The sequence below is a fragment of the Bacillus tequilensis genome (genome assembly GCF_012225885.1).
Classification (GTDB): domain Bacteria; phylum Bacillota; class Bacilli; order Bacillales; family Bacillaceae; genus Bacillus; species Bacillus tequilensis.
The window spans coordinates 3,945,488-3,969,091 of sequence record NZ_CP048852.1 but is presented as its reverse complement, the minus strand read 5'-3'; the positions used below and the strand labels follow the sequence as shown (position 1 = coordinate 3,969,091).

The following is a 23,604-nucleotide window of genomic DNA, read 5'->3' as shown; positions in this document are numbered from 1 at the left end:
GACCGTAAGCGGGTCCTTTTTTATTTCCAATGGGCAGGGATTCGTAAAGACGGCGGCAGCTTTGTGTTCGAATCGCCGTTAGCGGCGTTCACCTGTGCCTGTGTCAGAAAGATGCTCCCGGTTAGGTCGGCGCCGCTGAGATCAGCGTCTCTCATATCTGCACCGATAAAGTCTGTCATTCTCAAATCGGCATTTCTCAGATCGGCGGCTATGAGCAGCGCCCCTCTTAGATTTGCTCCCCGCAGATCAAGCCCTTTCAGTTTCGCGCCGATCAGGACACTTCCCCGGCTGACCTTTTTCGGGAGTTTTGGATGGCGGGCTTGGGCACGCACCAGTTCACTCGTTTTTAACAGCCATTCATTGACCTCAGCTCGATGCTCGTCCACCTGCAGTGTCAGCAGGCGTTCTTTGCTGAGTCTGGTGAGCCTTTCTATTTTTTCGAAACTGGTTCTCAGTTCAGGATGAATCGGCTTGGCTATATCTATAGAAAGAGCTTCATGTAAATACCAGAGCATTTCGTGCAGCTGCTGCATGATAGGAAAAACGCCAAACATCTCGTTGGCCGTTTCCGGGCTGTTTCGCCAATCCTTTCCCCCATAAGTGATTTGGGATACTTTCTGTCCGGCGCCAAAGCATTCATATGCAGAGCAGCCTCGAAATCCTTTTTCTCTGAGATTTTTATGGATCGAACATTGATAGTTTGATTGTAAGTTGCGGCAAGGCGTGCCCCCGTCTTTGTCAAAAGCAAAATCTGCCGACTTCGCATAAGGCAAGGCGACACAGCACAGGCCAAAACAATGCTGGCAATCCGCGCTTAAATCATGATGTATATGGTCATGTAACGTTACTTTCGCAGACAAAATTGTCCACCCCTTCACTTTTTACTTTGTTAAATATATCTATTTGATTATATAGGAAACAGGAATCCTTTTCCTTTTATTTTTACGATTTCAGCGTGTCAAACATTGTATAATATATCCAATCATGATGATTGGGGGAATTCATTTGGAACAGCAACTGAAAGACATCATCTCTGCGTGTGATTTGGCCATTCAAAATGAAGATTTTGATAGACTGATAAATTATTACACGCAAGATGCCATTTTAGTAGTGAAGCCGGGCATGATTGCGCGAGGCAAAGAAGAAATCAAAAAAGCGTTTATCGCGATCGCGAACTATTTCGATCATCATATTGCCCCAACACAAGGGGAAATGATTCTTTTGGAATCAGGTGACACTGTACTCGTCCTTTATCAGACACTGCTTGATTCGGATAAAAAGGACTCTGAGTATGCGATGGAAAGAAGGGCGACCTATGTGTTTAGAAAGAACGCGCAGGGGCAGTGGCTTTGTGCAGTCGATAATTCATATGGTACGGATTTGATTGATGTTTAGCGTCCAGGCAATTTCTAAGGCTGATACAGCTTGTAAAAGAACCCGAACCATTAACCGAGTCAGAACATATTGTAAAGCAATGGACTGAAAAGACATATCAAGGACTGAATAAGATTGAATCATCGACAAGCAGTAAACCAGGTTCAAGTGAACAATATTAGTGTGATTTCAATTGATACCTCCTCAGGAATATTTATCGGAACCAATTATGCGCATAGTTGGTCTTCGCACCGGAAAAACAATTACGGACTCGGATCAATGACTAACTCCCAGGTGTCTCATAATTTTAGCTATGTGACAGATAACGATGAGGTAGACACGCCGATTCATCATGAAAACAGGATTTCATTTGAAGGGAACTCGGGAGAAAATCAGAATGATATTGATGTTGGGGAAATTAATATTAACGTTCTGGATACATGTGCCGCCATTTCAGTTGGCGAAAACGAACTTACCGGCTGGAGTGCACATAGTAAGAGAACGTCCGGCCAGGGAAGGTTATTAGGCACCATTCAAAACACGCAAAACTCGTCTTTCGTGATTGATAACGACGAAAATGACTGTCAAATAAATGATTATTTTTAAAGGGCTGCCTTGGTTTGAAAAGGAGGAGGATTTGTTTGGCTATCGGTTTTACACTCGGTGCAATCAATGTGAATTCCCAGCAGACAAATACAGCCATCGCGATTGGAGAAAATCAGCTCCCAGGCTGGGCTGCGCATCGTAAAGTAAATAACGGAATCGGCTTCTTCGCAGGAAATGTGCTGAATCAAGGGAACGTTTCCACGGTTATTGACCCTGATGGCATAGACGGCAACATGAATAACCAAAATATATCGCCAAGTGTACAAAATCAAACACTTTAAAAGGGAATATTTTTCTTTTAGCATACCTCCATAAAAAGCACATAAGCATAATTATAGATTCTAAACATGTATGGCTATGTGCAGGGGGTTTTTTATTTATGCCAAAATCTCAATTTTATCCCCATGTAAAAGAAATGATGGGAAAGGATTTCGCTGAGCTGCTGCGCGAAATTGCTCCCTTTGTCGAACCGAGAGCCGATATCATAAAAACAAACCGCAGATTGGACATAACCATTGATGCGGCTGGTGCAAGTGCAGAGGATATGTCAATTAATCAAAAGAATCGCACACTCATAATCGAAGGAAAGATTCGACCCCAGCCGCCGGAAGAAGAACAAGAGCTGATCGCCAGCGAACGGTTTTATGGCCCCTTCAAACGGGAGATATTCATTCCCGAAGAGTATGATCTGCATCGGATTCATGCAGAATTGAAAAGCGGAATCTTAACGGTCACCATTCCGTTCCGCACGTATGAAAAAGGAGAAGAGCAATGACCTCAATTAAATACGGATCTTTGCGAGTGAACCATCTGCAAAATTCTTCGGGTCTTTTTGTCGGAACAAATGTTCAAAAAGGCAGAAAAAGTGAAACCTTTATCAATGAAGGCTTTGGTGCCATAAAGGGAAAGCAGAATAAAATCAAAGGAAATGTGGGAGCTGTAGAGAAGAGTTTTTAAAAAGGGATGGCGTATATGAACATAGAAGAGATCCTAAAAAAGCTTGAAAAATTAGCGCGAAAAGTGGATATGCTTGAACAATCTTCCCAGGAAGAACGCCGCCCTCCTATTTTTGTGAAAATGGATGTACAGGATTTGAATGTAGAGAAGTTACATTTAGACGATCTAGCCTTTCATCTCGATCACCTGGATATACAGGAGCTAAGCGGGATGCTGAATCTTGGCAACGTATTCTCTCCTCATGTTCGGCCGAAAGCGGAATCACAGTCACGAGGTGAGAAAACAAAAAAGGATGATATAGAGGTTAAAATAGATGGAAAGCCAGTGCCGTATACCATCAATCAGGGAAAGGGTGTTTGACGTGAAACGGTTTTCTCCCTCTTTTTTTATTGGCTCCATCTCTATTGGGACGGTTGAAGGCGCATCGTGTGTGAATCTCGGAAACAACCTCCCCAGCGGTTTTGTGAATTATAAAAAACAAAACCAAGGATTCGGCTCCATTTCAGGAGACCATAATGATATCCACGATATTTTAGCGACCATAGAGGAAAACGGCATTCAGGATGCTTTTCATTATGAAGGCGTTCTTCAAGGAAAAAACGATCAGGTGCTGGAAAACATAGAGCAAGAAATGCTTGCTTCGGGGATTGATATTGAGGAACAGGGTGAAGAGGAGATACACGGGGACGGGCCCGATTCTTTGATGTAATGGGAGAGCTGCCATTTGGCAGCTCTTTTTCAAGTTCTATAGCTTAATCCGTTTGACTTCCCCCAATACAAACACGTAAAAAACCAATCCAAGCAGCAGCACAAAACCGGCTACCAGAAAGCTGAGTGTAAAGGAGCCTGTCACATCAAACAAATACCCCGTCAGTGAAGCGGCAATAATGCCTCCGAACAGATTGTTTGCTAAGTTTACCATGGAACTCAGCATGGATACGGAACCGATCGGCGCGAGCTCTGCGGAGATGGACCAGCCGACTGGAGCCGTTGCGGAAATACCGGCAAGGCCGATTGAAATACAGATAATTGCAACGGTGATATTATTCGTCAGAATGGAGCCTAAAAAGAAAAAGCCGAAGCTCATTCCGACAATGATCACGGTTCGGTACACCTTGGTGTTGGAATAGCCTTTCTTAATAAAGTAATCAACGAGCCAGCCGCCGACCGCGATTCCGGAAATGGTTGAGATCAGCCATGGCACGGCTGTAAATAAACCGGACGACATGAGATCCATTCCATATGTATGTTTAAAGAAAGTCGGAAGCCAGGTCAGCAGCAGGTTGAATGTATAGCCGTATCCTGTAAATCCGATCATTAAGCCCCATACTTTCCGGTTGGTGAAAAGCTTCTTTAAAAGCGGCCCTGTTTTGTAAGGGATTTGCTCTGTTGTGATCGCATTGTGCTTTTGAATATAGTTTAGTTCACTTTTGGAAATGCGTTTATGCCGTTCAGGCTGCTCATAATACTGCCAGAAAAAGATCGTAAACAGCACATTGATGCATCCAATCGTCAAAAAAGCGACGCGCCAGTCAAAAGTAGTGACAAGAAAGGCGACCAATGGAGCACCGAGCACGTTTGAAAACTTGGCGGCTGAGTCAAACAGTGAGTTTGCCAATCCCCGCTCACTTGGAGGAAACCATTGAGCGGTTGCCTTAGAGGCGGCAGGGAACGCTGAGGCGCTCGACAGTCCAATGAGAAAACGGAACAGATACAACAGTAATTTCCCTTGCAAAAAAGCAAGAAGAATGGTTAAAAAGCTCCATATTGTCATTCCGACCCTCGTGACCCAGGCCACGCCAAACCGATCCAGCAAACTTCCGACTGGCAGCTGCATCACTGTATAGGAATACGTGTAAATGGAAAACACGATACCCAGTTCGGTTGCTGTAAGGTGAAACGAATCTTGTATCGCAGGGGCGGCCACTGAGATGGCGACACGGTCAAAATAATTAAGAACAATAATGCCGCTGAGTAATGAAGAGATGTACCATCTCGTATGTCCAGGCCGTTTCACCCGCTCTTGACTCATAATGAAAACCTCCTCTTTCATAGCATGATCTCCTGATGGAAATACCATTCAAATTTTACATACCACAGTGTACTTTAGCGTAAACGGAAGGCAGGAATCTGACCGGAAAAGCACGGTGTTTTAGAACAAAAGGGATACTCCAAAGGGGAGCAGCTTTCACAGTAAAGTTGTCATTACGGCACAAGAAGCCCTCGGCTTTGCTGGCAATGTAAATGGTTAGCGAGACCTTTGCCAAATCGGTGGCGTTTTTTCGTTTTTATCAAACGATGCCTAAGCTGAAAAAGTGGCTGAAGCGTGAATTTGTGAGGAAAAGGTATCACGTGAAGAATGGGAGCAGTCAGACCTTGTTCAAAACACAAAGCTTACTGATGTGATGGGACAGATTGAAAAGCGGAGTGAATAAGAAAAAGCATCCCGCACAGGGATGCTTTTTCTTATTCAGCCATTGCGTCTGTCAGGACAGGAACGACTTGTTTTTTACGAGAAACAACACCTTTTAAGAGGGCTGTGTTGTTTTCTAATGTAACGTTGAATGCTTTTTCCACTTTCGCTGCTTCGTTGCCGATTGCAAGGGCAAGTGAATCATTTTCTAAAATGTCTGTGATGACAAGAAGGAACAGGTCTAGGTTCTTCTTAGCCACAACGTTAGAAATCGCAGCTTCTAATTCAGCTTGGCGTTTTTTTACATCTTCAATGTCTACTGTATTCACTTGTGCGATTTCCACTTTTTTGCTGCCGAGTGTGAATTCCTTCGCATCAAGAGAAATCAGCTCTTCCACTGTTTTTTTGCTTAAATCAGCGCCAGCCTTCAGCATGTTCAAGCCGTACTCTTCAGCATTTACGCCTGCGATTTCAGCAAGCTCTTTTGCTGCCGCTACGTCTTGGTCTGTGCAAGTTGGAGATTTGAATAACAGTGAGTCTGAAATGATTGCAGACAGCATTAGGCCAGCAATTTCTTTCTCGATTTTCACATTATTTTCTTTGTACATTTTGTTTAAGATTGTAGCCGTACAGCCTACAGGCTCAGCACGGTAATAGAGCGGCTCAGCTGTTTCAAAGTTAGCGATGCGGTGGTGGTCGATTACTTCAAGAACCTGAACATCTTCAATGTCCTTGATGCTCTGCTGGCGTTCGTTATGGTCAACGAGGATAACGCCGTTTACTTCGTTTGCAGCTGTTTCAACAAGACGCGGGCTTTCTTGTTTGAAATAGTCAAGCGCGTATTGTGTTTCGCCGTTGACTTGTCCAAGACGGACCGGCTCAGCATTGAAGCCGAGTTTGTTTTTCAAATCAGCATAAGCAATCGCAGAACAAATCGTATCTGTGTCTGGGTTTTGGTGTCCGAAAATAAGTATCTTTTCCATGATAGCTCCTTATCTTTTTTAAGTAGTTTAATCTTTATATAGTTTAACACGTCTTGCTGCGGGTGTAATCATACAAACCCTTAAAAATTGATGTGAATAAGAAGCATTTTCTTTGAGCTGAGGAGAAAAGGTGTGTAAAATATTGGCTAGCTTAGTTGCGAAATGTGATGTAGTGTCAAAAAAGGTACTATTGGAGGGGTAAGCATGAGTGGAAAAAACAATATATACCCGAATAAAGAAGGCTGTCCAGTTGAATTTACACTAGACGTCATTGGCGGAAAGTGGAAAGGAATTCTTTTTTATCACATGATAGATGGCAAGAAACGATTTAATGAGTTTCGCCGAATCTGCCCGAGTATCACTCAAAGAATGCTCACTCTTCAGCTGCGGGAGCTGGAAGCGGACGGCATCGTGCATCGTGAGGTTTACCACCAGGTGCCGCCAAAGGTTGAGTACTCTCTGACGGAATTTGGGCGAACGCTTGAACCGATTGTGTTGCAAATGAAAGAATGGGGAGAATCCAACAGAGATGTCCTGGAATCTTATCGTTCGAGCGGCTTGCTGAAGGATCAGCAAAAATAGCAGCAAAGGGAATTCCTTTGCTGCTTGTTTTATTGCATTGAAAGGGCTCTGTTGGCATTTCTGACATCATTTCTTAGCAGTTCAGAAAGGTTGTATGCTGGATAGTATCCATGCTCATACATGTATTGGAAAATTTGTGCGTGCCACCTGATCGCTGCATTCAGCTGTTTGACCAGCACGTTTCGCAATTGAGGTGTCGCTGTTTCTGTAATTGCAATGGCATAGCTGCGGACTGATGTTTTGGCAAATCCGAGCAAATCGCCGCTGTAAAATGGGTTATCCGCGCGTTCTTCTTCCTCCTCATCTCTGTGCGGCGCCTGAGGAAAGAATGGAAGAAGCTCCCTTAGATTTTGTTCAATGGCTTGAATGGACACACCGTAAAGGTTTCTGAGCTGAGGGTCTCTTACTTCCCGAATCATTTTCTTCAGCTTTATCAGTCCATTTGATTGAAAAGCAACCAGCTCGTGCATTTCTAATGTTTCATGCCAAGCCAATGTTCTGCGTTCATCCATGTAGCAATTCTCCTTTAACAATCAGATTCCTTATCAGCATATGCCCAACGCTCAATGTTGTTCATGATGTTTTGAAGTTTTTAAAAAGGGAAATTCACCTTATATAGGATACGGGTTGAGAACATGTAAAAAGAGGTGAAGCACGATGTGGGATATGATAAAGAACTTTTTCTTGTTTAGCAGCGGTGTACTGCAAGCAACAACCCTTTTATTGGTCATCTTAGTCTTTATGTATGTCAGAAAAACGAAAAAGAAAAACAAGGAATCTTCTGGCTTTATGGATGATAAACATTAATGGTGATAGACATTCTTTTCAAAGAATGTCTTTTCATTTGCAATGTTTCACATGAAACATCAGCGTTATTTTACTTGCGATTTGGACTTATGTTAAAATATTAAAGTAAAATGTAGAGATGATATAAAAACATTCGGTGCAAAGTATGTTGCAGCGATGAAAAAAGAGCAGTCGTTTATGCTGCTCTTTTCTATTCGTATGTTCGGGATGATACGAGGTGAATAAGTGAAACAAACGAGAGCATTAATGGAAGGCGCTATTTTAATTAGTTTGTTTGCAATCATTGTGCTTTTGGTCGTTTATGTTCCTTTGGTTGGAACAATTCTGTTATTTGCACTGCCGCTTCCCATGATCCTATATACGATCAGGCATGGATTGAAGTTAGGGATATGGATGGGCACTGTCAGTCTTCCAGTTGTTTTTATTGTCGGGTCCTTTAACGGACTCATTGTCGCTTTTATGTCAGCCTGCGCTGGTATTGCCATGGGGCACTACTTCAAAAAGAAAGAACCCGGGCATGCTGTAATATCGGGCGCTCTTATTTATATGCTTTGTATGGTCTTCTATATTGTGATAAGCATTCAGTTTTTGGGTACCAATATCATTGATGAAGCGATGACACAATCTCGGCAATCTCTTGATATTGTAGAAACTGTTGGGAAGCAGACGGGCAATGCTGGACAGTTTGAGAAGCAATTGAAACTGATGAAAGAACAATTGGGTACCGCTCAATATCTTTTTCCAACAGCTATTGTGGTGTTAGGAGCTGTTTTTTCTTTCCTCAGTTATCTTGTCGCTAAGCCGCTCATAAGGCGATTTTCCCCCGATATTCCTAATCTAAAGCCTTTTAGAGAGTTGAAGTTTCCGCAAAGCGTTGCAGTGCTGTATGTAATGATTGTCATGCTATCATTTTTGCCTTTAGAAAAAGGTCAAATGCTGTACTCTATCGCTTTAAACGGGGAGTTTATACTTGGGTTTCTGATTTTTATCCAAGGTGTATCATTTATCTTTTTCTATTGCCATAAGAAACAATATCCAAAGGCTGCGGCTGTCATTGCAGTTATTCTTGGATTTGTGGATCCGATGTTTATGGCGGCCATTCGCATTTTAGGCGTTTTAGATATGGGCTTTCAAATAAGGAATAAGGTGAAGTGAACATGAGGTTTTACTCACATGGTGGGGAGTGATAGAAATGCCAAGCTTTTATGAAAAACCGCTGTTTAGGTATCCCATCTATGCATTGATTGCTCTGTCAATCATTACTATCCTCATCAGCTTTTATTTTAACTGGATATTAGGAACCGTCGAAGTGCTGCTGCTCGCAGTTATTTTGTTTTTTATTAAACGCGCTGATTCTCTTATTCGACAAGAGATTGATGCTTATATTTCTACGTTATCCTACAGGTTGAAAAAAGTCGGTGAAGAGGCATTGATGGAAATGCCGATCGGCATCATGCTTTTTAATGACCAATATTATATAGAATGGGCAAATCCGTTTCTTTCTTCTTGCTTTAATGAAAGCACATTAGTGGGGAGATCACTTTACGATACTTGTGAGTCGGTTGTGCCGCTCATCAAACAAGAGGTGGAGTCGGAAACGGTTTCATTGAATGACCGCAAGTTTAAGGTTGTCATCAAACGAGATGAGCGTCTGCTGTATTTCTTTGATGTAACGGAACAAACTCAGATTGAAAAGCTATATGAAAACGAAAGAACCGTGCTGGCGTACATATTCCTTGATAACTATGATGATGTGACACAAGGACTGGATGATCAGACGAGAAGCACGATGAACAGCCAGGTGACATCTTTGCTGAACGCTTGGGCACAGGAGTACGGGATCTTCCTGAAAAGAACGTCTTCAGAACGGTTTATCGCGGTGCTTAATGAACACATCTTAACTGAACTCGAAAATTCGAAGTTTTCGATTCTTGATGAGGTGCGGGAAAAAACCTCATTTGACGGTGTAGCGCTGACGTTAAGTATCGGTGTCGGGGCTTCAGTTTCCTCGCTGAAAGAACTTGGCGATTTGGCGCAATCCAGCTTGGACTTGGCACTGGGGCGCGGCGGCGACCAAGTAGCCATTAAGCTGCCGAACGGCAAGGTGAAGTTTTACGGCGGTAAAACAAATCCGATGGAGAAACGAACAAGGGTGCGGGCCCGCGTCATTTCTCATGCCTTAAAGGAAATCGTCTCCGAAAGCAGCAATGTGATTATCATGGGGCATAAATTCCCCGACATGGATTCTATCGGCGCGGCGATCGGAATTTTAAAGGTGGCGCAGGCAAATAACAAAGATGGTTTTATCGTGATTGATCCCAATCAAATCGGATCAAGTGTGCAGCGTTTAATCGAGGAAATCAAAAAATACGAAGAGCTGTGGTCAAGGTTTATTACGCCTGAAGAAGCGATGGAAATTTCCAATGATGACACGCTGCTTGTGATCGTTGATACACATAAGCCATCACTTGTCATGGAGGAACGGCTGGTCAATAAAATTGAGCATATCGTGGTCATCGACCATCACCGCAGGGGTGAGGAGTTTATCAGAGACCCGCTGCTCGTTTATATGGAGCCGTACGCTTCTTCTACAGCAGAATTGGTGACAGAACTGCTTGAATACCAGCCAAAACGCTTAAAAATCAATATGATTGAAGCAACAGCCCTATTAGCTGGTATAATAGTGGATACAAAGAGCTTTTCTCTCCGCACGGGCTCGCGGACTTTCGATGCGGCTTCTTATTTAAGGGCAAAAGGCGCCGACACGGTGCTTGTGCAGAAGTTCCTGAAAGAAACCGTTGATTCCTATATTAAACGGGCGAAGCTGATCCAGCATACGGCCCTCTATAAAGAGAACATTGCGATTGCCTCTCTTCCTGAAAATGAGGAGGAATACTTCGATCAGGTACTGATTGCGCAGGCGGCTGATTCGCTGCTTTCGATGAGTGAGGTTGAGGCTTCATTTGCGGTGGCGAGGCGGGATGAACAAACTGTTTGTATCAGTGCGCGGTCACTTGGCGAGGTAAATGTTCAGATCATCATGGAGGCGCTGGAAGGCGGAGGACATTTAACAAATGCGGCGACTCAGTTGTACGGCATTTCAGTAACGGAAGCGCTGGAACGGCTGAAGAACGCCATAGATGAGTATTTTGAGGGAGGCGTACAGAGATGAAGGTTATTTTCTTGAAAGATGTAAAAGGAAAAGGAAAAAAAGGCGAAGTCAAAAACGTAGCAGACGGTTACGCGCATAATTTTCTGATTAAAAAAGGCCTCGCGGTTGAAGCGAACCCGACAAACATCAGCGCATTGAACGGACAAAAGCAGAAAGAGAAAAAAGAAGCGATTGCCGAGCTTGAGCAGGCAAAGAGCTTAAAAGAGACATTAGAAAAACTGACGGTTGAGCTCAGTGCGAAATCAGGTGAAGGCGGCCGTTTATTCGGTTCTGTGACAAGCAAGCAAATCACTGAACAGCTCCAAAAAGACCATAACATAAAAGTAGATAAGCGGAAGCTTGACCTGCCAGACGGCATTCGCGCGTTAGGGTATACAAACGTGCCTGTGAAGCTGCATCCTGAGGTTCAGGCTGTGTTGAAGGTACACGTGAAAGAAGAAGATTAATAGAAAAGAGGCTTGGATCAATCCAAGCCTCTTTTTTTATTTCACGAGATCAAGAGTTTTATGCTGACTGTTTTTGTTTCTCTTTCTGAAAAATGTATTGATCCCTTCCGGCTCCCACTCCGGCTGCTCCCATGCCGATTAAGGCCGCAATAAGGAGCACAATCGGCATTGTCCATGAATGTGTTTGGTCAAAGAGATAGCCGACAAAGATGGGTCCGACGGCTGCAAGCAGGTAGCCGAATGACTGAGACATGCCTGACAGCGCTGCGGCCTGTTGGGCATTTTCACTGCGGAGACCAATCAACGTAAGCGCCAGACTAATACTGGAGCCTTGTCCGACACCGATGATGATCATCCAGACGGCGAGCAGGATATGGCTGCCGCCCGCCAGCAATCCGCACAGCCCGATGAGATAAACGGCGGTCAGTCCCGCAGCGATCCCGCGCTGGTGTTTCATGCGATCGGCTAAAACAGGTGTCAGAAAAGTGAAAGGAAGACTTGCAAATTGCATCAGTGATACCATCCATCCGGCTGTAGACGTATCCATGCCGTGCGAACGGAGAATTTCAGGAAACCAGGCAATGCTGCTGTAAAATAAAAATGATTGCAGTCCCATAAAGATGGTGACATGCCATGCCGTTTTGGAAGCCCAAATGGAACTGGTTTGAAGCTTCACCGCATTGTTTGCCGTATCCCGGTGTCGCAGCTGAGGTATCCAGATCAGCAATGCAAGTAATGCCAGCCCGCCCCATAAGAGAAAGGCCTGCTTCCATCCGCCTCCCATTTGTGCCGCCAGAGGTACGCTGATACCTGATGCTAAAGCCGCGAATATACACATTGAGGTCGTATATAAGCTGATCATGATTCCTGATTTTTCAGGGTATTTATGCTTGATTAAGCTTGGAAGCAGAACGTTTCCGATGGCAATGCCGATACCGATTAAAGCCGTTCCGGCAAATAAGGCCCAAGTTAAACCGGCAGAACGAAGCAAAATCCCGATCAATAACATCAGAAGGCCGAGCCATAATGTCCGTTCATTTCCAAGCCGCTGTCCAAACTTTGGCGCGAGCAGAGAAAGAACCGCAAACGAAAGCAGTGGCAGCGCAGTTAAAAATCCGGCTGTCCCATTAGACATATGCAGGTCTGCCCTGATAGAGCTGATGACCGGACCAACTGAAGTGATCGCCGGTCTCAAGTTAAAGGCGATAAAGATAATGCCGGTGATCAGCCAAAAAGATTGGATATTTTTATGTTTTGGCAAAGCAGTTACTCCTTCTTTCTAACATATACTAAATATAATTCGTTAAGATGTAGGCAAGTATGCGAACGAATGCTACGATTGTTTTTCTTCTTTCTGCAATTCAGCCAATTTGGCAATCAGAATATGCTGAGGCATATGCATGATCTGTTCAAGCGGCAGGTTCAAGGACTCTGCAAGCTTTTGGGCAGTTTCAGCAGAAATTTGCAAAGGTCTCACAAATGATCCCTCCTCTCTTCAGTCCATTGTACAAGAATCACATACGAAACGTAAGAAGATGTCACAAAGGAATGGAGCAATCCATAAATACCAGTTATAAAAGAGGAAAGGAGGGTTTTTATGCAGGCACCGTTGTCATTATTAAAACAAATGCTGAATGAACACCAAAAAGTCATTGAGAAAGCTGACACCTTTGAAGAATATATGGCGGTGAGGCTAAGACTTCAGGAGCTGATGGGGAAATTTGCTTCGTTTGAGGAGTGGGATCTGTATCAAAAAGCGGCGGACCTGATGATGCACACAGGCTTCCAGTGGATGAAATAAGCCGATCCATGAAAAAAACCCCCGCTGCAGCGAAGGGGTTTTTCATTAAAATGAGTGCTCTTCTTCCACATTGTTAAACTGATCATAAATCACAAGCTTTGACGGACTGTTGTCTTTTGCCACCTGTTTGGCTTTTTCAATTGCGGCGTCTTTAGATGTATACAAAGCTGTCGGCGCCACATTCTCCACCGTAATAAACCAGCCGTCTGCATCAACATTGGGTGTAACCGCATATTCTTTCCTCATTTTTTATACCTCCCTCACGTTTTATTCCATTTTTCCCGCCTTGTTACTGTCCGAAACGAATCAATCGGCTAGCTGAAAAAAATAGGAAACCGACATTTTTTCTATTTTTTTTCTGTAGAAATGGTAGAATGGAATTTGGAGATTTTTTAATGAGAGGACGGTGCTTAGCATGACAGACCTTTTGAATGATCGGCTTCCCCCGCAAAATATAGAAGCCGAACAAGCCGTGTTAGGCGCTATTTTTTTACAGCCGTCTGCTTTAACACTGGCTTCAGAAGTATTGATTCCAGATGATTTCTATAGAATGTCCCACCAAAAAATCTATAATGCGATGCTGGTGCTCGGTGACCGCGGTGAACCGGTTGATCTGGTTACGGTAACGTCAGAGCTTGCGAACACAGACCTGCTGGAAGAAGTGGGCGGCATATCGTATCTGACAGATATCGCAAACTCGGTGCCGACAGCGGCTAACATAGAATATTACGCGAAAATTGTTGAGGAAAAATCGATTCTTCGCAGGTTAATCAGAACAGCGACAACCATTGCTCAAGACGGGTATACCCGTGAGGATGAGGTCGAGGATTTACTCAGTGAAGCGGAAAAAACGATTATGGAAGTAGCGCAGCGCAAAAATACGAGCGCCTTCCAAAATATTAAGGACGTCCTAGTTCAGACCTATGACAATATCGAACAGCTTCACAATCGAAAAGGCGATATTACGGGAATTCCGACAGGGTTTACTGAGCTTGACCGGATGACTGCGGGGTTCCAGCGCAATGACTTAATCATTGTGGCTGCCCGTCCGTCAGTGGGGAAAACAGCCTTTGCCCTGAACATCGCACAAAATGTGGCGACCAAGACCGACGAGAGCGTAGCGATTTTCAGTCTTGAGATGGGGGCAGAGCAGCTCGTCATGCGTATGCTCTGTGCTGAAGGAAACATTAATGCCCAAAATCTTCGTACCGGTAACTTGACGGAAGAGGATTGGGGCAAGCTGACGATGGCGATGGGAAGCCTGTCGAACAGCGGGATTTACATCGATGATACACCGGGTATCCGCGTGAGTGAAATCCGTGCCAAATGCCGCCGTTTGAAGCAGGAAAGCGGACTTGGCATGATTTTGATCGACTATCTGCAATTGATTCAGGGAAGCGGGCGTTCAAAGGACAACCGACAGCAGGAAGTATCAGAAATTTCCCGTGAACTCAAGTCGATCGCCAGGGAGCTGCAAGTTCCTGTTATCGCGCTTTCTCAGCTCTCTCGGGGCGTTGAGCAGCGTCAGGATAAACGTCCGATGATGTCTGATATCCGGGAATCAGGAAGTATCGAGCAGGATGCTGATATTGTCGCGTTCCTTTACCGTGATGACTACTATGACAAAGAAACCGAGAATAAAAACATTATCGAAATCATTATTGCCAAACAGCGTAACGGCCCGGTAGGAACCGTGTCTCTTGCGTTCGTAAAAGAATATAACAAATTCGTCAACCTGGAACGGCGTTTTGATGACGCAGGTGTTCCGCCCGGCGCATAAACCCCAAGAGCTGATCTTGGGGTTTTTTTCGTTCATCAGATAGAAGAAATACCGTCCCCTCAGCCGATGTGGATTTGGAAACGTTTTAATAAAATAAAGAAAAAAGGAGATGGTAACATGGGAAATCGGTTTTCATCTTTTCGCGCAGCGCAAATACGGATTGCGCGTCCTACAGGCCAGCTTCAAGAAATCGTTCGGTTCTATGAAGAGGGGCTGGGCTTGAAACGAATAGGAGAATTTTCTCAGCATAACGGATATGACGGTGTGATGTTCGGCCTTCCACATGCCGATTATCATTTGGAATTCACCCAGTATGAGGGGGAAAGCACTGCTCCCGTCCCCCATCCTGACAGCCTCCTTGTCTTTTATGTTCCGGATTCAGATGAACTGACAGCGATCACTTCAAAGCTGAAGCACATGGGCTATCAAGAGGTTGAAGCAGAGAACCCTTACTGGAGCCATGGCGGCGTGACGATAGAGGATCCGGACGGCTGGCGAGTCGTTTTTATGAATACAAAAGGGCTGTCAGGCAAATGATTCTTTTTTGTGCTAAAGGACAAAAGTTTCACAAGCTTTTTGTGACAAATCAGTGAGAAAACGCTTATAAAACGAATGAAAGCGAACGAATATAGATTTACAATAATTTAATGTTCGGATTTACAATTGACTTTCTGTTTCTTCACTGATAAACTTGATTTGTTTGAATAGAATCGTTTTGAAAGGTTAACGGAGGTGCACGGACATGTCTTCAGTAGTTGTAGTAGGTACGCAATGGGGCGATGAAGGAAAAGGCAAAATTACAGATTTCCTTTCAGAAAATGCAGAAGTGATCGCCCGTTATCAAGGCGGAAATAACGCAGGACATACAATCAAGTTTGACGGAGTCACATACAAGCTTCACTTAATTCCATCTGGAATTTTCTACAAGAATAAAACGTGTGTGATCGGAAACGGAATGGTAGTAGATCCGAAAGCATTGGTCACAGAGCTTGCGTATCTTCATGAGCGCAACGTCAGTACAGACAACCTGAGAATCAGCAACAGAGCTCACGTGATTCTGCCGTATCATTTGAAATTGGATGAAGTGGAAGAAGAGCGAAAAGGGGCTAACAAGATCGGCACAACGAAAAAAGGAATCGGCCCTGCTTACATGGATAAAGCAGCCCGCATCGGAATTCGCATCGCGGATCTGTTAGACCGTGACGCGTTTGCGGAGAAGCTTGAACGCAACCTTGAAGAAAAAAACCGTCTGCTTGAGAAAATGTACGAGACAGAAGGGTTTAAAATTGAGGATATTTTAGACGAATATTATGAGTACGGCCAGCAGATTAAAAAATACGTCTGCGATACATCTGTTGTCTTAAATGATGCTCTTGATGAAGGGCGCCGTGTGTTGTTTGAAGGCGCGCAAGGGGTTATGCTTGATATCGACCAGGGAACATACCCATTTGTCACATCGTCCAACCCGGTTGCCGGCGGTGTCACGATCGGTTCTGGTGTCGGTCCGACCAAAATTCAGCACGTTGTCGGTGTATCAAAAGCATATACGACTCGTGTCGGTGACGGTCCTTTCCCGACTGAGCTGAAAGATGAAATCGGTGATCAAATCCGTGAAGTCGGACGCGAGTATGGAACAACAACAGGCCGTCCGCGCCGTGTCGGCTGGTTTGACAGCGTCGTAGTCCGCCACGCCCGCCGTGTGAGCGGAATTACGGACCTTTCTCTGAACTCAATCGACGTGTTAACAGGAATTGAAACGCTGAAAATCTGTGTGGCGTACCGCTACAAAGGTGAAATCATTGAAGAATTCCCGGCAAGCCTTAAAGCACTTGCTGAATGTGAGCCGGTATATGAAGAAATGCCGGGCTGGACGGAAGATATTACAGGCGCGAAAAGCTTGAGCGAGCTTCCGGAAAACGCGCGCCACTATCTTGAACGCGTGTCTCAGCTGACAGGCATTCCGCTTTCTATTTTCTCTGTCGGCCCAGACCGTTCACAGACAAATGTTCTTCGCAGCGTGTACCGTGCGAACTAAATAGATTTTGCTTGCAAGCCCCTCATTCAGGGGCTTTTTTTGTTTGAAAGCCGCATATAAGTTGCCTTGAGAAAAAAATATGAAAAAAAACCAAAAAAGTTATTGCCACTTCTATTTGTTCGTGATATTATAAATCTCGTTGTTACGGAAACTGCTTCAATAGAGTACAAGATGAGAATATTTTCTAAGTCGTTTGCTCTATAGAAACTCCGACATCTTTAAGAGCCATTAGCTCAGTTGGTAGAGCATCTGACTTTTAATCAGAGGGTCGAAGGTTCGAGTCCTTCATGGCTCACCATTTTGTGAAGGCCCGTTGGTCAAGCGGTTAAGACACCGCCCTTTCACGGCGGTAACACGGGTTCGAATCCCGTACGGGTCATTGATTTACTTTAGCGTTATTGCTAAATTCCTTATTTGTCTGTGAGAGCTGACACGACAGCTCTCCGGGCAAATTACTGTAAGGTCCGGTAGTTCAGTTGGTTAGAATGCCTGCCTGTCACGCAGGAGGTCGCGGGTTCGAGTCCCGTCCGGACCGCCATTTTACTTTACTCAGTAGAGAAAAATAAAACATTTGGCTCGGTAGCTCAGTTGGTAGAGCAACGGACTGAAAATCCGTGTGTCGGCGGTTCGATTCCGTCCCGAGCCACTTACCAAACGCATCTGCAATCGTAGGTGCGTTTTTTCTTTTGGGAAAAAGGCAAACATGAGGAGTGTTATAATAGAAGAAAAAGGGAGAACCAGCCCTGCGGCCGGTTCTAAAGAAGAAGACGTCTTTGATAAAGACGCACTCCGGTGAGGGGAGGTTTCAGTAAAGTTATCAATTTTAAAAAAAGGTGACCAGCATGACAAAAGATAAACAAGTGGCGGATAAAGGTGAAACATGTGTATTTTTTCTAAACCTTTATTTTTTTTATCTTTTGACCTTAAACCGTTATAATAGACAAGTGCCCATTCTTTACATGGGCCATAAGTGATGAAACGATTGTTATATAGATGAAATGAAGTTATTCGGCAGGAGGAAAATCAAAATGATGGATAAAAAGATCCTTGTAGTAGATGATGAAAAACCGATTGCAGATATATTGGAATTTAACTTAAGAAAAGAAGGCTATGAAGTGCACTGTGCCTACGATGGAAATGAAGCCGTTGAAATGGTGGAAGAGCTTCAGCCTGATTTAATTCTTTTAGATATTATGCTTCCTAATAGAGACGGCGTTGAAGTATGCCGTGAAGTCAGAAAGAAATACGATATGCCGATCATTATGCTGACGGCGAAGGATTCAGAAATTGACAAGGTCATCGGGCTTGAAATCGGTGCTGATGACTATGTCACAAAACCATTCAGCACACGCGAGCTCCTGGCACGTGTAAAAGCGAACTTGCGCCGCCAGCTGACAACAGCGCCTGCGGAGGAAGAGCCGTCCTCTAACGATATTCATATCGGCTCTCTCGTCATCTTCCCTGACGCGTACGTCGTATCAAAACGAGATGAAACAATCGAATTGACTCATCGTGAGTTCGAATTGCTTCATTATTTAGCAAAACATATCGGACAAGTGATGACCCGTGAGCATTTGCTTCAAACCGTTTGGGGCTATGATTACTTCGGCGATGTCAGAACGGTTGACGTAACAGTCCGCCGGCTTCGTGAAAAAATCGAGGACAATCCGAGCCATCCGAATTGGATTGTCACACGCCGCGGCGTCGGTTATTACTTGAGAAACCCAGAACAGGACTAATGCCCCTATGAATAAGGTTGGTTTTTTTCGCTCGATCCAATTTAAGATTACCTTGATTTATGTGCTTTTGATTATCATTGCCATGCAAATCATTGGTGTGTATTTTGTCAATCAGGTAGAGAAATCGCTGATTAACTCTTATGAACAATCGCTTAATCAGCGAATCGACAACCTTTCTTACTATATCGAACAAGAATATAAAAGCGATAATGACAGCTCTGTCATCAAGGATGACGTCAGCCGTATTTTGAATGACTTCACGAAAAGTGATGAAGTGCGGGAAATTAGTTTTGTAGATAAAAGCTATGAAGTGGTTGGTTCTTCGAAGCCGTATGGCGAAGAAGTGGCAGGGAAACAAACGACCGATCTGATCTTTAAAAGAATTTTTTCTACTAAACAATCGTATTTAAGAAAGTACTATGACCCGAAAAGCAAAATCAGAGTTCTCATTTCCGCGAAGCCCGTTATGACCGAAAACCAAGAGGTTGTCGGCGCGATCTATGTTGTCGCCAGTATGGAAGATGTCTTTAATCAAATGAAGACGATCAACACGATTCTGGCGTCCGGCACTGGTTTGGCACTCGTTTTGACGGCTCTTCTCGGTATTTTTCTGGCAAGGACCATTACCCATCCGCTTTCGGATATGAGAAAGCAGGCGATGGAGCTTGCGAAAGGGAATTTCTCGAGGAAGGTTAAAAAGTACGGGCATGATGAAATTGGTCAGCTCGCCACTACGTTTAATCACTTAACGAGAGAGCTTGAAGATGCCCAAGCGATGACGGAAGGAGAACGCAGAAAGCTTGCCTCTGTTATTGCCTATATGACAGACGGCGTTATCGCCACAAACCGAAACGGAGCGATTATTCTCTTAAACAGCCCGGCACTGGAGCTGTTGAACGTTTCACGTGAAACAGCCTTAGAAATGCCGATTACGAGCTTGCTGGGGCTTCAAGAGAATTATACGTTTGAAGATTTAGTGGAGCAGCAGGATTCGATGCTGCTTGAAATTGAGCGCGATGATCAATTAACGGTGCTTCGCGTGAATTTCTCTGTGATTCAAAGGGAGCATGGCAAAATTGATGGTTTAATTGCTGTCATTTACGATGTAACCGAACAGGAGAAAATAGATCAGGAACGCAGAGAATTCGTCGCGAACGTATCACACGAGCTGCGCACGCCGCTCACGACAATGCGCAGTTATTTAGAGGCGTTAGCTGAAGGGGCGTGGGAAAATAAAGACATTGCTCCGCGCTTCTTAATGGTGACGCAAAATGAAACCGAGCGTATGATCCGGCTTGTCAATGACCTGCTTCAGCTTTCGAAATTTGACAGCAAGGATTATCAATTTAACCGGGAATGGATTCAGATTGTCCGGTTTATGTCGCTTATTATTGACCGTTTCGAAATGACAAAAGAACAGCATGTGGAATTTATCCGTAATCTGCCGGACAGAGAGCTGTATGTCGAGATTGACCAGGATAAAATTACCCAAGTGCTCGATAATATTATTTCCAACGCTTTAAAATACTCACCGGAAGGCGGACATGTCACGTTCTCCATTGATGTTAACGAAGAGGAAGAACTCCTTTACATCAGCGTCAAGGATGAAGGGATCGGCATTCCGAAAAAAGATGTCGAAAAGGTTTTTGACCGTTTCTACAGGGTGGATAAAGCAAGAACGAGAAAGCTCGGCGGCACCGGTCTGGGACTGGCGATTGCAAAAGAAATGGTTCAGGCGCACGGCGGAGATATTTGGGCGGACAGCATAGAAGGAAAAGGCACGACGATTACATTTACTCTTCCATATAAAGAGGAACAAGAGGATGATTGGGATGAAGCGTGAAAATATAAAAACGGTATTACTAACGGTACTTGTCATCATCAGTCTTGTGTTTACATGGGGGATATGGACGTTCCAGCCAAACTTCTCTGAAAGCTCTTCATCAACAGAGTCTACGGTGCGTGAGAAACATAAAATCGAAAAAACCACCCAAAAGCTGTCTGAAACGGTAAGGCCGAGGGACATGTTTATCCATGATGACGGCGCTCATTATAAAGTGGATAACGATCTCTATGAAGAAGTGTGGTCTGACTTGCCGAACTGGGATGTAAAAGGCATTAAGGATATTTCAGATCAGTATGACAAGACTGGATTCAAGAGCTGGTTTTATGGAATAGGCGGTTCTGAAGCGAAGCTTGATTTGCAATTCAATGACACGATTCCAATTGATGTTTTCCAAACGCTGTTTAAATGGTCCAATCAGTCGTTTGAGTACAGTTCGTTTGATCATATACTGATTCCATTTAATGAAACGAAAGCGAACAAGAAGATCTATTTGGTGTCTTTCAGCAAACAGCTCATTCTGGAAGTGACCGTTGAATCGGCGAACTACAGGAACATCATGAATGACTTGCGAAACAGCCAGCTAAACATGCCGGCGTTCAGTTTGTTCTCTATCGGCTCAAAGAAAGAGTTTTTGCTGTCGAACAAACCGCTTACGATGAACAAGAAAGAATTTGTCACAGAATCGATTAAAACAAACACCTTTAAGCAGGCGTTGTTCAGCGATCCGAGCATTGTAAGGGAAGATTCCAATTACAACAACAGAAATGTGCTGACAGATGGGATCAGCCGTTTAGATGTGAATCTAAGCCAGCGTCAGGTGCAATTCCAGCAGCGCAATTTAGTGCAGAGCTCATCTTATCAAACAGGTGAATTAATCAAAAAGAGCCAAAAATACCTTGAGGATACGGGAAGCTGGACGGATCACTATCAATTTTTCAATATCGATGACAGTCAGCAGCTGAGTTTCTATATCTTTATGGATCAGATGCCGGTCATTAACAGCACTGCCAAACCGTTCGGAGCCACATCGGCGATTATGGTTCAATGGGCGAACGATGATATTCTCAGCTATAAGCGGCCGAATTACAGTCTCGGAACGAATCCGATCAAAACAAGCGAGACAGAGCTGATGAGCGGCAGCGAAGTGAAGATGCTGCTTTCTAAACAAACCAAATACGATACGGACAAGATTGATCAGATCTTCCTTGCTTATCAATTGGTGTCAACATCAACTAATGATGATCCTCTCGTTGAACTAGAACCGGTTTGGGCGATGAAAATAAATGGGAAAATTGTGCCGATCACAAAGGATTTATTGATGAAGGAGGGGGCAAACAGTGGAGTGGAATAAGACAAAATCAATCTTCATCGTTGCCTTCCTCATTTTAGATATTTTCTTAGGATATCAGTTTTTTCAAAAATGGCAGGCTACCAGCAAAGAATATGAGGTCATTAAAAATGATGTCGAGCATGATATGAAGGCCGACCATATCACGTATGAAGCCTTGAATAAGGAAGCAACAGAAGGCTATCGGATCACAGCAAATCAAAAGGCCTTCACCAAGGAAGACATTGAGGCGCTGAAGGATCAAAAACCTCTGATGGACATGCCTAGTGATGACCATAAAGTAACGAACCTCAAAATGAAGTTCACAAATCCGATCGCCCTATCAAAGAAAAATATAGAGGACGATGCTCAGGCACTTGTGTCTTCGAACATCCAAGACGGCGAAAAATATAAGCTTTGGAAGGTTGATAAATCGAAGAAAGAGATTATTTTCTTCCAAACGTATGAAGGCAATTATATTTACCAGAAGACCGACAACTCCTCTAATATGATCGGGCAAGTGGTGCTGCACGTAAACGATAAAAACGAGGCTGTGTCGTACGACCAAACGACGCTTGAGACCTTCAAGCAAATTCAGAAAGAAAGCTTGATTACGGAAATGGATGCGGTTGAGCTATTGTACTATCAAAATCAGCTAAAAGAATACTGCACGATAAAGAGCGTCAAATTTGGCTACGTCGCGCAATATCCGCTGACAAGTACGCAGGTGCTGGCGCCGGTATGGAGAGTTACGGTCGAGTACGATAAAAAAGTGAACGGCGAGAAAAAGACAGTGCAAGAGTATTTTACTGTGAATGCTTTGGAAAGTACGATTTTAGATACAGATCAATGAAAATAATGGAGTGAGACACATGGGCTTGCAATTTAGCGTACTTGCGAGCGGGAGTACGGGAAATGCGTTTTACCTCGAAACAGAGGATCACGCATTTTTAGTGGACGCCGGTTTGAGCGGGAAAGCCATGGATGGGCTGATGGCGCAAATCGGGCGTAAACTGGATCAGGTAGACGGCATTTTTGTCACGCATGAGCATAGTGACCATATCAAGGGGCTCGGCGTGGTCGCCAGAAAGTACAAGCTTCCGATCTATGCAAATGAGAAAACATGGAAAGCGATGGAGAACCAGATCGGCAAAATAGACACCGATCAAAAGTTTGTGTTTCCGATGGAGGCGGTCAAGTCGTTCGGCGGACTTGATGTCGAATCATTTGGCGTTTCCCACGACGCGGCGGAGCCGATGTTTTATGTGTTCCATTATAATGGCCGAAAGCTCGCATTAATGACAGATACGGGATACGTCAGCGACCGGATGAAAGGGATTATCCGCTCCGCGAATGTGTTTGTGTTTGAAAGCAATCACGATGTCGGCATGCTGCAAATGGGAAGATACCCATGGAGCATTAAGCGGCGGATTTTAAGTGACGTCGGGCACGTTTCAAATGAAGATGCCGCCTTGGCGATGACAGATGTCATTGGCGACGAGACGTCACGTATTTACCTTGCGCATTTGAGCCAGGACAACAACATGAAGGAGCTGGCGAGAATGTCTGTACAGCAGACATTGGCGTCTAAAGGATTTGTGACGGGTGAGACATTTGAGCTGTATGACACCGATCCGAAGAAGGCCACTCCGCTTTGCGCTGTATAATTTTTCTATATAAATGATGACTATTATAGGAGCTTCTAACCCACAATATAACCATATTAACGTTCTTGG

The 23,604-nt window shown here is 44.2% G+C and carries 28 protein-coding genes, 4 tRNA genes and 1 pseudogene; 26 read left to right on the top strand and 7 right to left on the bottom strand.

Going from position 1 to position 23,604, the window contains the following annotated elements:
• Positions 1-20: 20 nt before the first annotated feature.
• The gene (locus G4P54_RS20860) at positions 21-860 is read right to left on the bottom strand and encodes a pentapeptide repeat-containing protein (RefSeq protein ID WP_024713355.1); all 840 of its coding nucleotides are present in this window, start codon (positions 858-860) and stop codon (positions 21-23) included.
• A 145-nt stretch (positions 861-1,005) separates the two neighbouring features.
• On the opposite strand from G4P54_RS20860, the gene G4P54_RS20855 reads away from it, so the two are divergent.
• The 7 genes from G4P54_RS20855 to G4P54_RS20825 all read left to right on the top strand — a co-directional run bounded on the left by G4P54_RS20855 (position 1,006) and on the right by G4P54_RS20825 (position 3,646).
• Entirely contained in the window at positions 1,006-1,395 is a 390-nt protein-coding gene (locus G4P54_RS20855; RefSeq protein WP_167873761.1) for a YybH family protein, read from the top strand.
• 114 nt (positions 1,396-1,509) lie between these two features.
• Positions 1,510-1,980 carry a hypothetical protein gene (locus G4P54_RS20850; RefSeq protein ID WP_142675256.1) on the top strand — a complete coding sequence of 157 codons (471 nt, stop codon included), beginning with the start codon at positions 1,510-1,512 and terminating at the stop codon, positions 1,978-1,980.
• 35 nt (positions 1,981-2,015) lie between these two features.
• Positions 2,016-2,261 (top strand): hypothetical protein, encoded by a 246-nt coding sequence (locus G4P54_RS20845; protein ID WP_024713352.1) that lies wholly within the window; start codon positions 2,016-2,018, stop codon positions 2,259-2,261.
• A 98-nt stretch (positions 2,262-2,359) separates the two neighbouring features.
• The gene (locus G4P54_RS20840) at positions 2,360-2,755 is read left to right on the top strand and encodes an Hsp20/alpha crystallin family protein (RefSeq protein WP_024713351.1); all 396 of its coding nucleotides are present in this window, start codon (positions 2,360-2,362) and stop codon (positions 2,753-2,755) included.
• Positions 2,752-2,937, top strand: coding sequence for a hypothetical protein (locus G4P54_RS20835; RefSeq protein ID WP_024713350.1), 186 nt, complete (start codon positions 2,752-2,754; stop codon positions 2,935-2,937). Before G4P54_RS20840 ends, G4P54_RS20835 begins: the two co-directional genes overlap by 4 nt.
• Before the next feature lie 15 nt (positions 2,938-2,952).
• Positions 2,953-3,297 carry a hypothetical protein gene (locus G4P54_RS20830; protein ID WP_167873760.1) on the top strand — a complete coding sequence of 115 codons (345 nt, stop codon included), beginning with the start codon at positions 2,953-2,955 and terminating at the stop codon, positions 3,295-3,297.
• Position 3,298: 1 nt separating this feature from the next.
• Complete coding sequence (locus G4P54_RS20825; protein ID WP_240939705.1) at positions 3,299-3,646, top strand: hypothetical protein; 348 nt, start codon at positions 3,299-3,301, stop codon at positions 3,644-3,646.
• Positions 3,647-3,682: 36 nt separating this feature from the next.
• On the opposite strand, the gene G4P54_RS20820 is transcribed toward G4P54_RS20825, so the two are convergent.
• Positions 3,683-4,990, bottom strand: a complete 1,308-nt coding sequence (locus G4P54_RS20820) for an MFS transporter (RefSeq protein ID WP_167873759.1) — start codon at positions 4,988-4,990, stop codon at positions 3,683-3,685.
• A 283-nt stretch (positions 4,991-5,273) separates the two neighbouring features.
• Here G4P54_RS20820 and G4P54_RS21750 point away from each other — a divergent pair.
• Positions 5,274-5,372: pseudogene (locus G4P54_RS21750) on the top strand (DUF6376 family protein); the annotation flags it as partial.
• Between the two features lie 31 nt (positions 5,373-5,403).
• Here G4P54_RS21750 and G4P54_RS20815 read toward each other — a convergent pair.
• The gene (locus G4P54_RS20815; protein ID WP_024713346.1) at positions 5,404-6,333 is read right to left on the bottom strand and encodes a manganese-dependent inorganic pyrophosphatase; all 930 of its coding nucleotides are present in this window, start codon (positions 6,331-6,333) and stop codon (positions 5,404-5,406) included.
• A 204-nt stretch (positions 6,334-6,537) separates the two neighbouring features.
• Between G4P54_RS20815 and hypR the strand changes: the two genes are divergently transcribed.
• Positions 6,538-6,915 carry a transcriptional regulator HypR gene (hypR, locus tag G4P54_RS20810; RefSeq protein ID WP_024713345.1) on the top strand — a complete coding sequence of 126 codons (378 nt, stop codon included), beginning with the start codon at positions 6,538-6,540 and terminating at the stop codon, positions 6,913-6,915.
• Between the two features lie 29 nt (positions 6,916-6,944).
• Here hypR and G4P54_RS20805 read toward each other — a convergent pair whose 3' ends face one another.
• Entirely contained in the window at positions 6,945-7,427 is a 483-nt protein-coding gene (locus tag G4P54_RS20805) for a spore coat protein (RefSeq protein WP_167873758.1), read from the bottom strand.
• Positions 7,428-7,572: 145 nt separating this feature from the next.
• Between G4P54_RS20805 and G4P54_RS20800 the strand changes: the two genes are divergently transcribed.
• The 4 genes from G4P54_RS20800 (at position 7,573) to rplI (ending at position 11,340) form a co-directional block, all read left to right on the top strand.
• Positions 7,573-7,722: a hypothetical protein gene (locus G4P54_RS20800; protein WP_024713343.1), complete on the top strand. Its 150-nt coding sequence runs from the start codon at positions 7,573-7,575 to the stop codon at positions 7,720-7,722.
• Positions 7,723-7,947: 225 nt separating this feature from the next.
• A complete protein-coding gene (locus G4P54_RS20795) occupies positions 7,948-8,877 on the top strand; it encodes a YybS family protein (protein ID WP_024713342.1) in 930 nt (309 codons plus the stop codon).
• 37 nt (positions 8,878-8,914) lie between these two features.
• Positions 8,915-10,894, top strand: a complete 1,980-nt coding sequence (gdpP, locus tag G4P54_RS20790; RefSeq protein ID WP_167873757.1) for a cyclic-di-AMP phosphodiesterase GdpP — start codon at positions 8,915-8,917, stop codon at positions 10,892-10,894.
• The gene (gene rplI / locus G4P54_RS20785; RefSeq protein WP_024713340.1) at positions 10,891-11,340 is read left to right on the top strand and encodes a 50S ribosomal protein L9; all 450 of its coding nucleotides are present in this window, start codon (positions 10,891-10,893) and stop codon (positions 11,338-11,340) included. Before gdpP ends, rplI begins: the two co-directional genes overlap by 4 nt.
• Before the next feature lie 58 nt (positions 11,341-11,398).
• On the opposite strand, the gene G4P54_RS20780 is transcribed toward rplI, so the two are convergent.
• Both G4P54_RS20780 and G4P54_RS20775 read right to left on the bottom strand, forming a co-directional pair.
• A complete protein-coding gene (locus tag G4P54_RS20780) occupies positions 11,399-12,601 on the bottom strand; it encodes a CynX/NimT family MFS transporter (protein WP_167873756.1) in 1,203 nt (400 codons plus the stop codon).
• A 72-nt stretch (positions 12,602-12,673) separates the two neighbouring features.
• The gene (locus G4P54_RS20775; RefSeq protein WP_032681630.1) at positions 12,674-12,817 is read right to left on the bottom strand and encodes a YycC family protein; all 144 of its coding nucleotides are present in this window, start codon (positions 12,815-12,817) and stop codon (positions 12,674-12,676) included.
• A gap of 120 nt (positions 12,818-12,937) precedes the next feature.
• Here G4P54_RS20775 and G4P54_RS20770 point away from each other — a divergent pair, with 120 nt between their 5' ends.
• A complete protein-coding gene (locus G4P54_RS20770) occupies positions 12,938-13,141 on the top strand; it encodes a hypothetical protein (protein ID WP_024713338.1) in 204 nt (67 codons plus the stop codon).
• Between the two features lie 45 nt (positions 13,142-13,186).
• Here the strand turns inward: G4P54_RS20770 and G4P54_RS20765 are convergent, their stop codons facing one another.
• A complete protein-coding gene (locus G4P54_RS20765) occupies positions 13,187-13,387 on the bottom strand; it encodes a DUF2188 domain-containing protein (RefSeq protein WP_024713337.1) in 201 nt (66 codons plus the stop codon).
• A gap of 169 nt (positions 13,388-13,556) precedes the next feature.
• On the opposite strand from G4P54_RS20765, the gene dnaB reads away from it, so the two are divergent.
• From dnaB to G4P54_RS20705, 12 genes are all read left to right on the top strand, one after another.
• Complete coding sequence (dnaB, locus tag G4P54_RS20760) at positions 13,557-14,921, top strand: replicative DNA helicase (RefSeq protein ID WP_003226923.1); 1,365 nt, start codon at positions 13,557-13,559, stop codon at positions 14,919-14,921.
• A gap of 117 nt (positions 14,922-15,038) precedes the next feature.
• Positions 15,039-15,458 carry a VOC family protein gene (locus tag G4P54_RS20755; protein WP_167873755.1) on the top strand — a complete coding sequence of 140 codons (420 nt, stop codon included), beginning with the start codon at positions 15,039-15,041 and terminating at the stop codon, positions 15,456-15,458.
• Between the two features lie 205 nt (positions 15,459-15,663).
• Complete coding sequence (gene purA, locus G4P54_RS20750; protein ID WP_167873754.1) at positions 15,664-16,956, top strand: adenylosuccinate synthase; 1,293 nt, start codon at positions 15,664-15,666, stop codon at positions 16,954-16,956.
• Between the two features lie 222 nt (positions 16,957-17,178).
• Positions 17,179-17,254, top strand: a tRNA-Lys gene (locus G4P54_RS20745).
• 9 nt (positions 17,255-17,263) lie between these two features.
• Positions 17,264-17,335, top strand: a tRNA-Glu gene (locus G4P54_RS20740).
• An 82-nt stretch (positions 17,336-17,417) separates the two neighbouring features.
• Positions 17,418-17,494 (top strand) — tRNA-Asp (locus tag G4P54_RS20735).
• Positions 17,495-17,529: 35 nt separating this feature from the next.
• A tRNA-Phe gene (locus tag G4P54_RS20730) sits at positions 17,530-17,602 on the top strand.
• A gap of 385 nt (positions 17,603-17,987) precedes the next feature.
• Positions 17,988-18,695: a cell wall metabolism DNA-binding response regulator WalR gene (walR, locus tag G4P54_RS20725; protein ID WP_024713334.1), complete on the top strand. Its 708-nt coding sequence runs from the start codon at positions 17,988-17,990 to the stop codon at positions 18,693-18,695.
• Positions 18,696-18,702: 7 nt separating this feature from the next.
• Entirely contained in the window at positions 18,703-20,538 is a 1,836-nt protein-coding gene (gene walK / locus G4P54_RS20720) for a cell wall metabolism sensor histidine kinase WalK (protein ID WP_167873753.1), read from the top strand.
• The gene (gene walH / locus G4P54_RS20715; RefSeq protein WP_167873752.1) at positions 20,528-21,892 is read left to right on the top strand and encodes a WalRK two-component regulatory system regulator WalH; all 1,365 of its coding nucleotides are present in this window, start codon (positions 20,528-20,530) and stop codon (positions 21,890-21,892) included. The genes walK and walH overlap by 11 nt, the downstream gene beginning before the upstream one ends.
• Entirely contained in the window at positions 21,879-22,721 is an 843-nt protein-coding gene (walI, locus tag G4P54_RS20710; protein ID WP_024713331.1) for a WalRK two-component regulatory system regulator WalI, read from the top strand. Before walH ends, walI begins: the two co-directional genes overlap by 14 nt.
• A gap of 19 nt (positions 22,722-22,740) precedes the next feature.
• Complete coding sequence (locus tag G4P54_RS20705) at positions 22,741-23,535, top strand: MBL fold metallo-hydrolase (protein ID WP_167873751.1); 795 nt, start codon at positions 22,741-22,743, stop codon at positions 23,533-23,535.
• Positions 23,536-23,604: the final 69 nt, after the last annotated feature.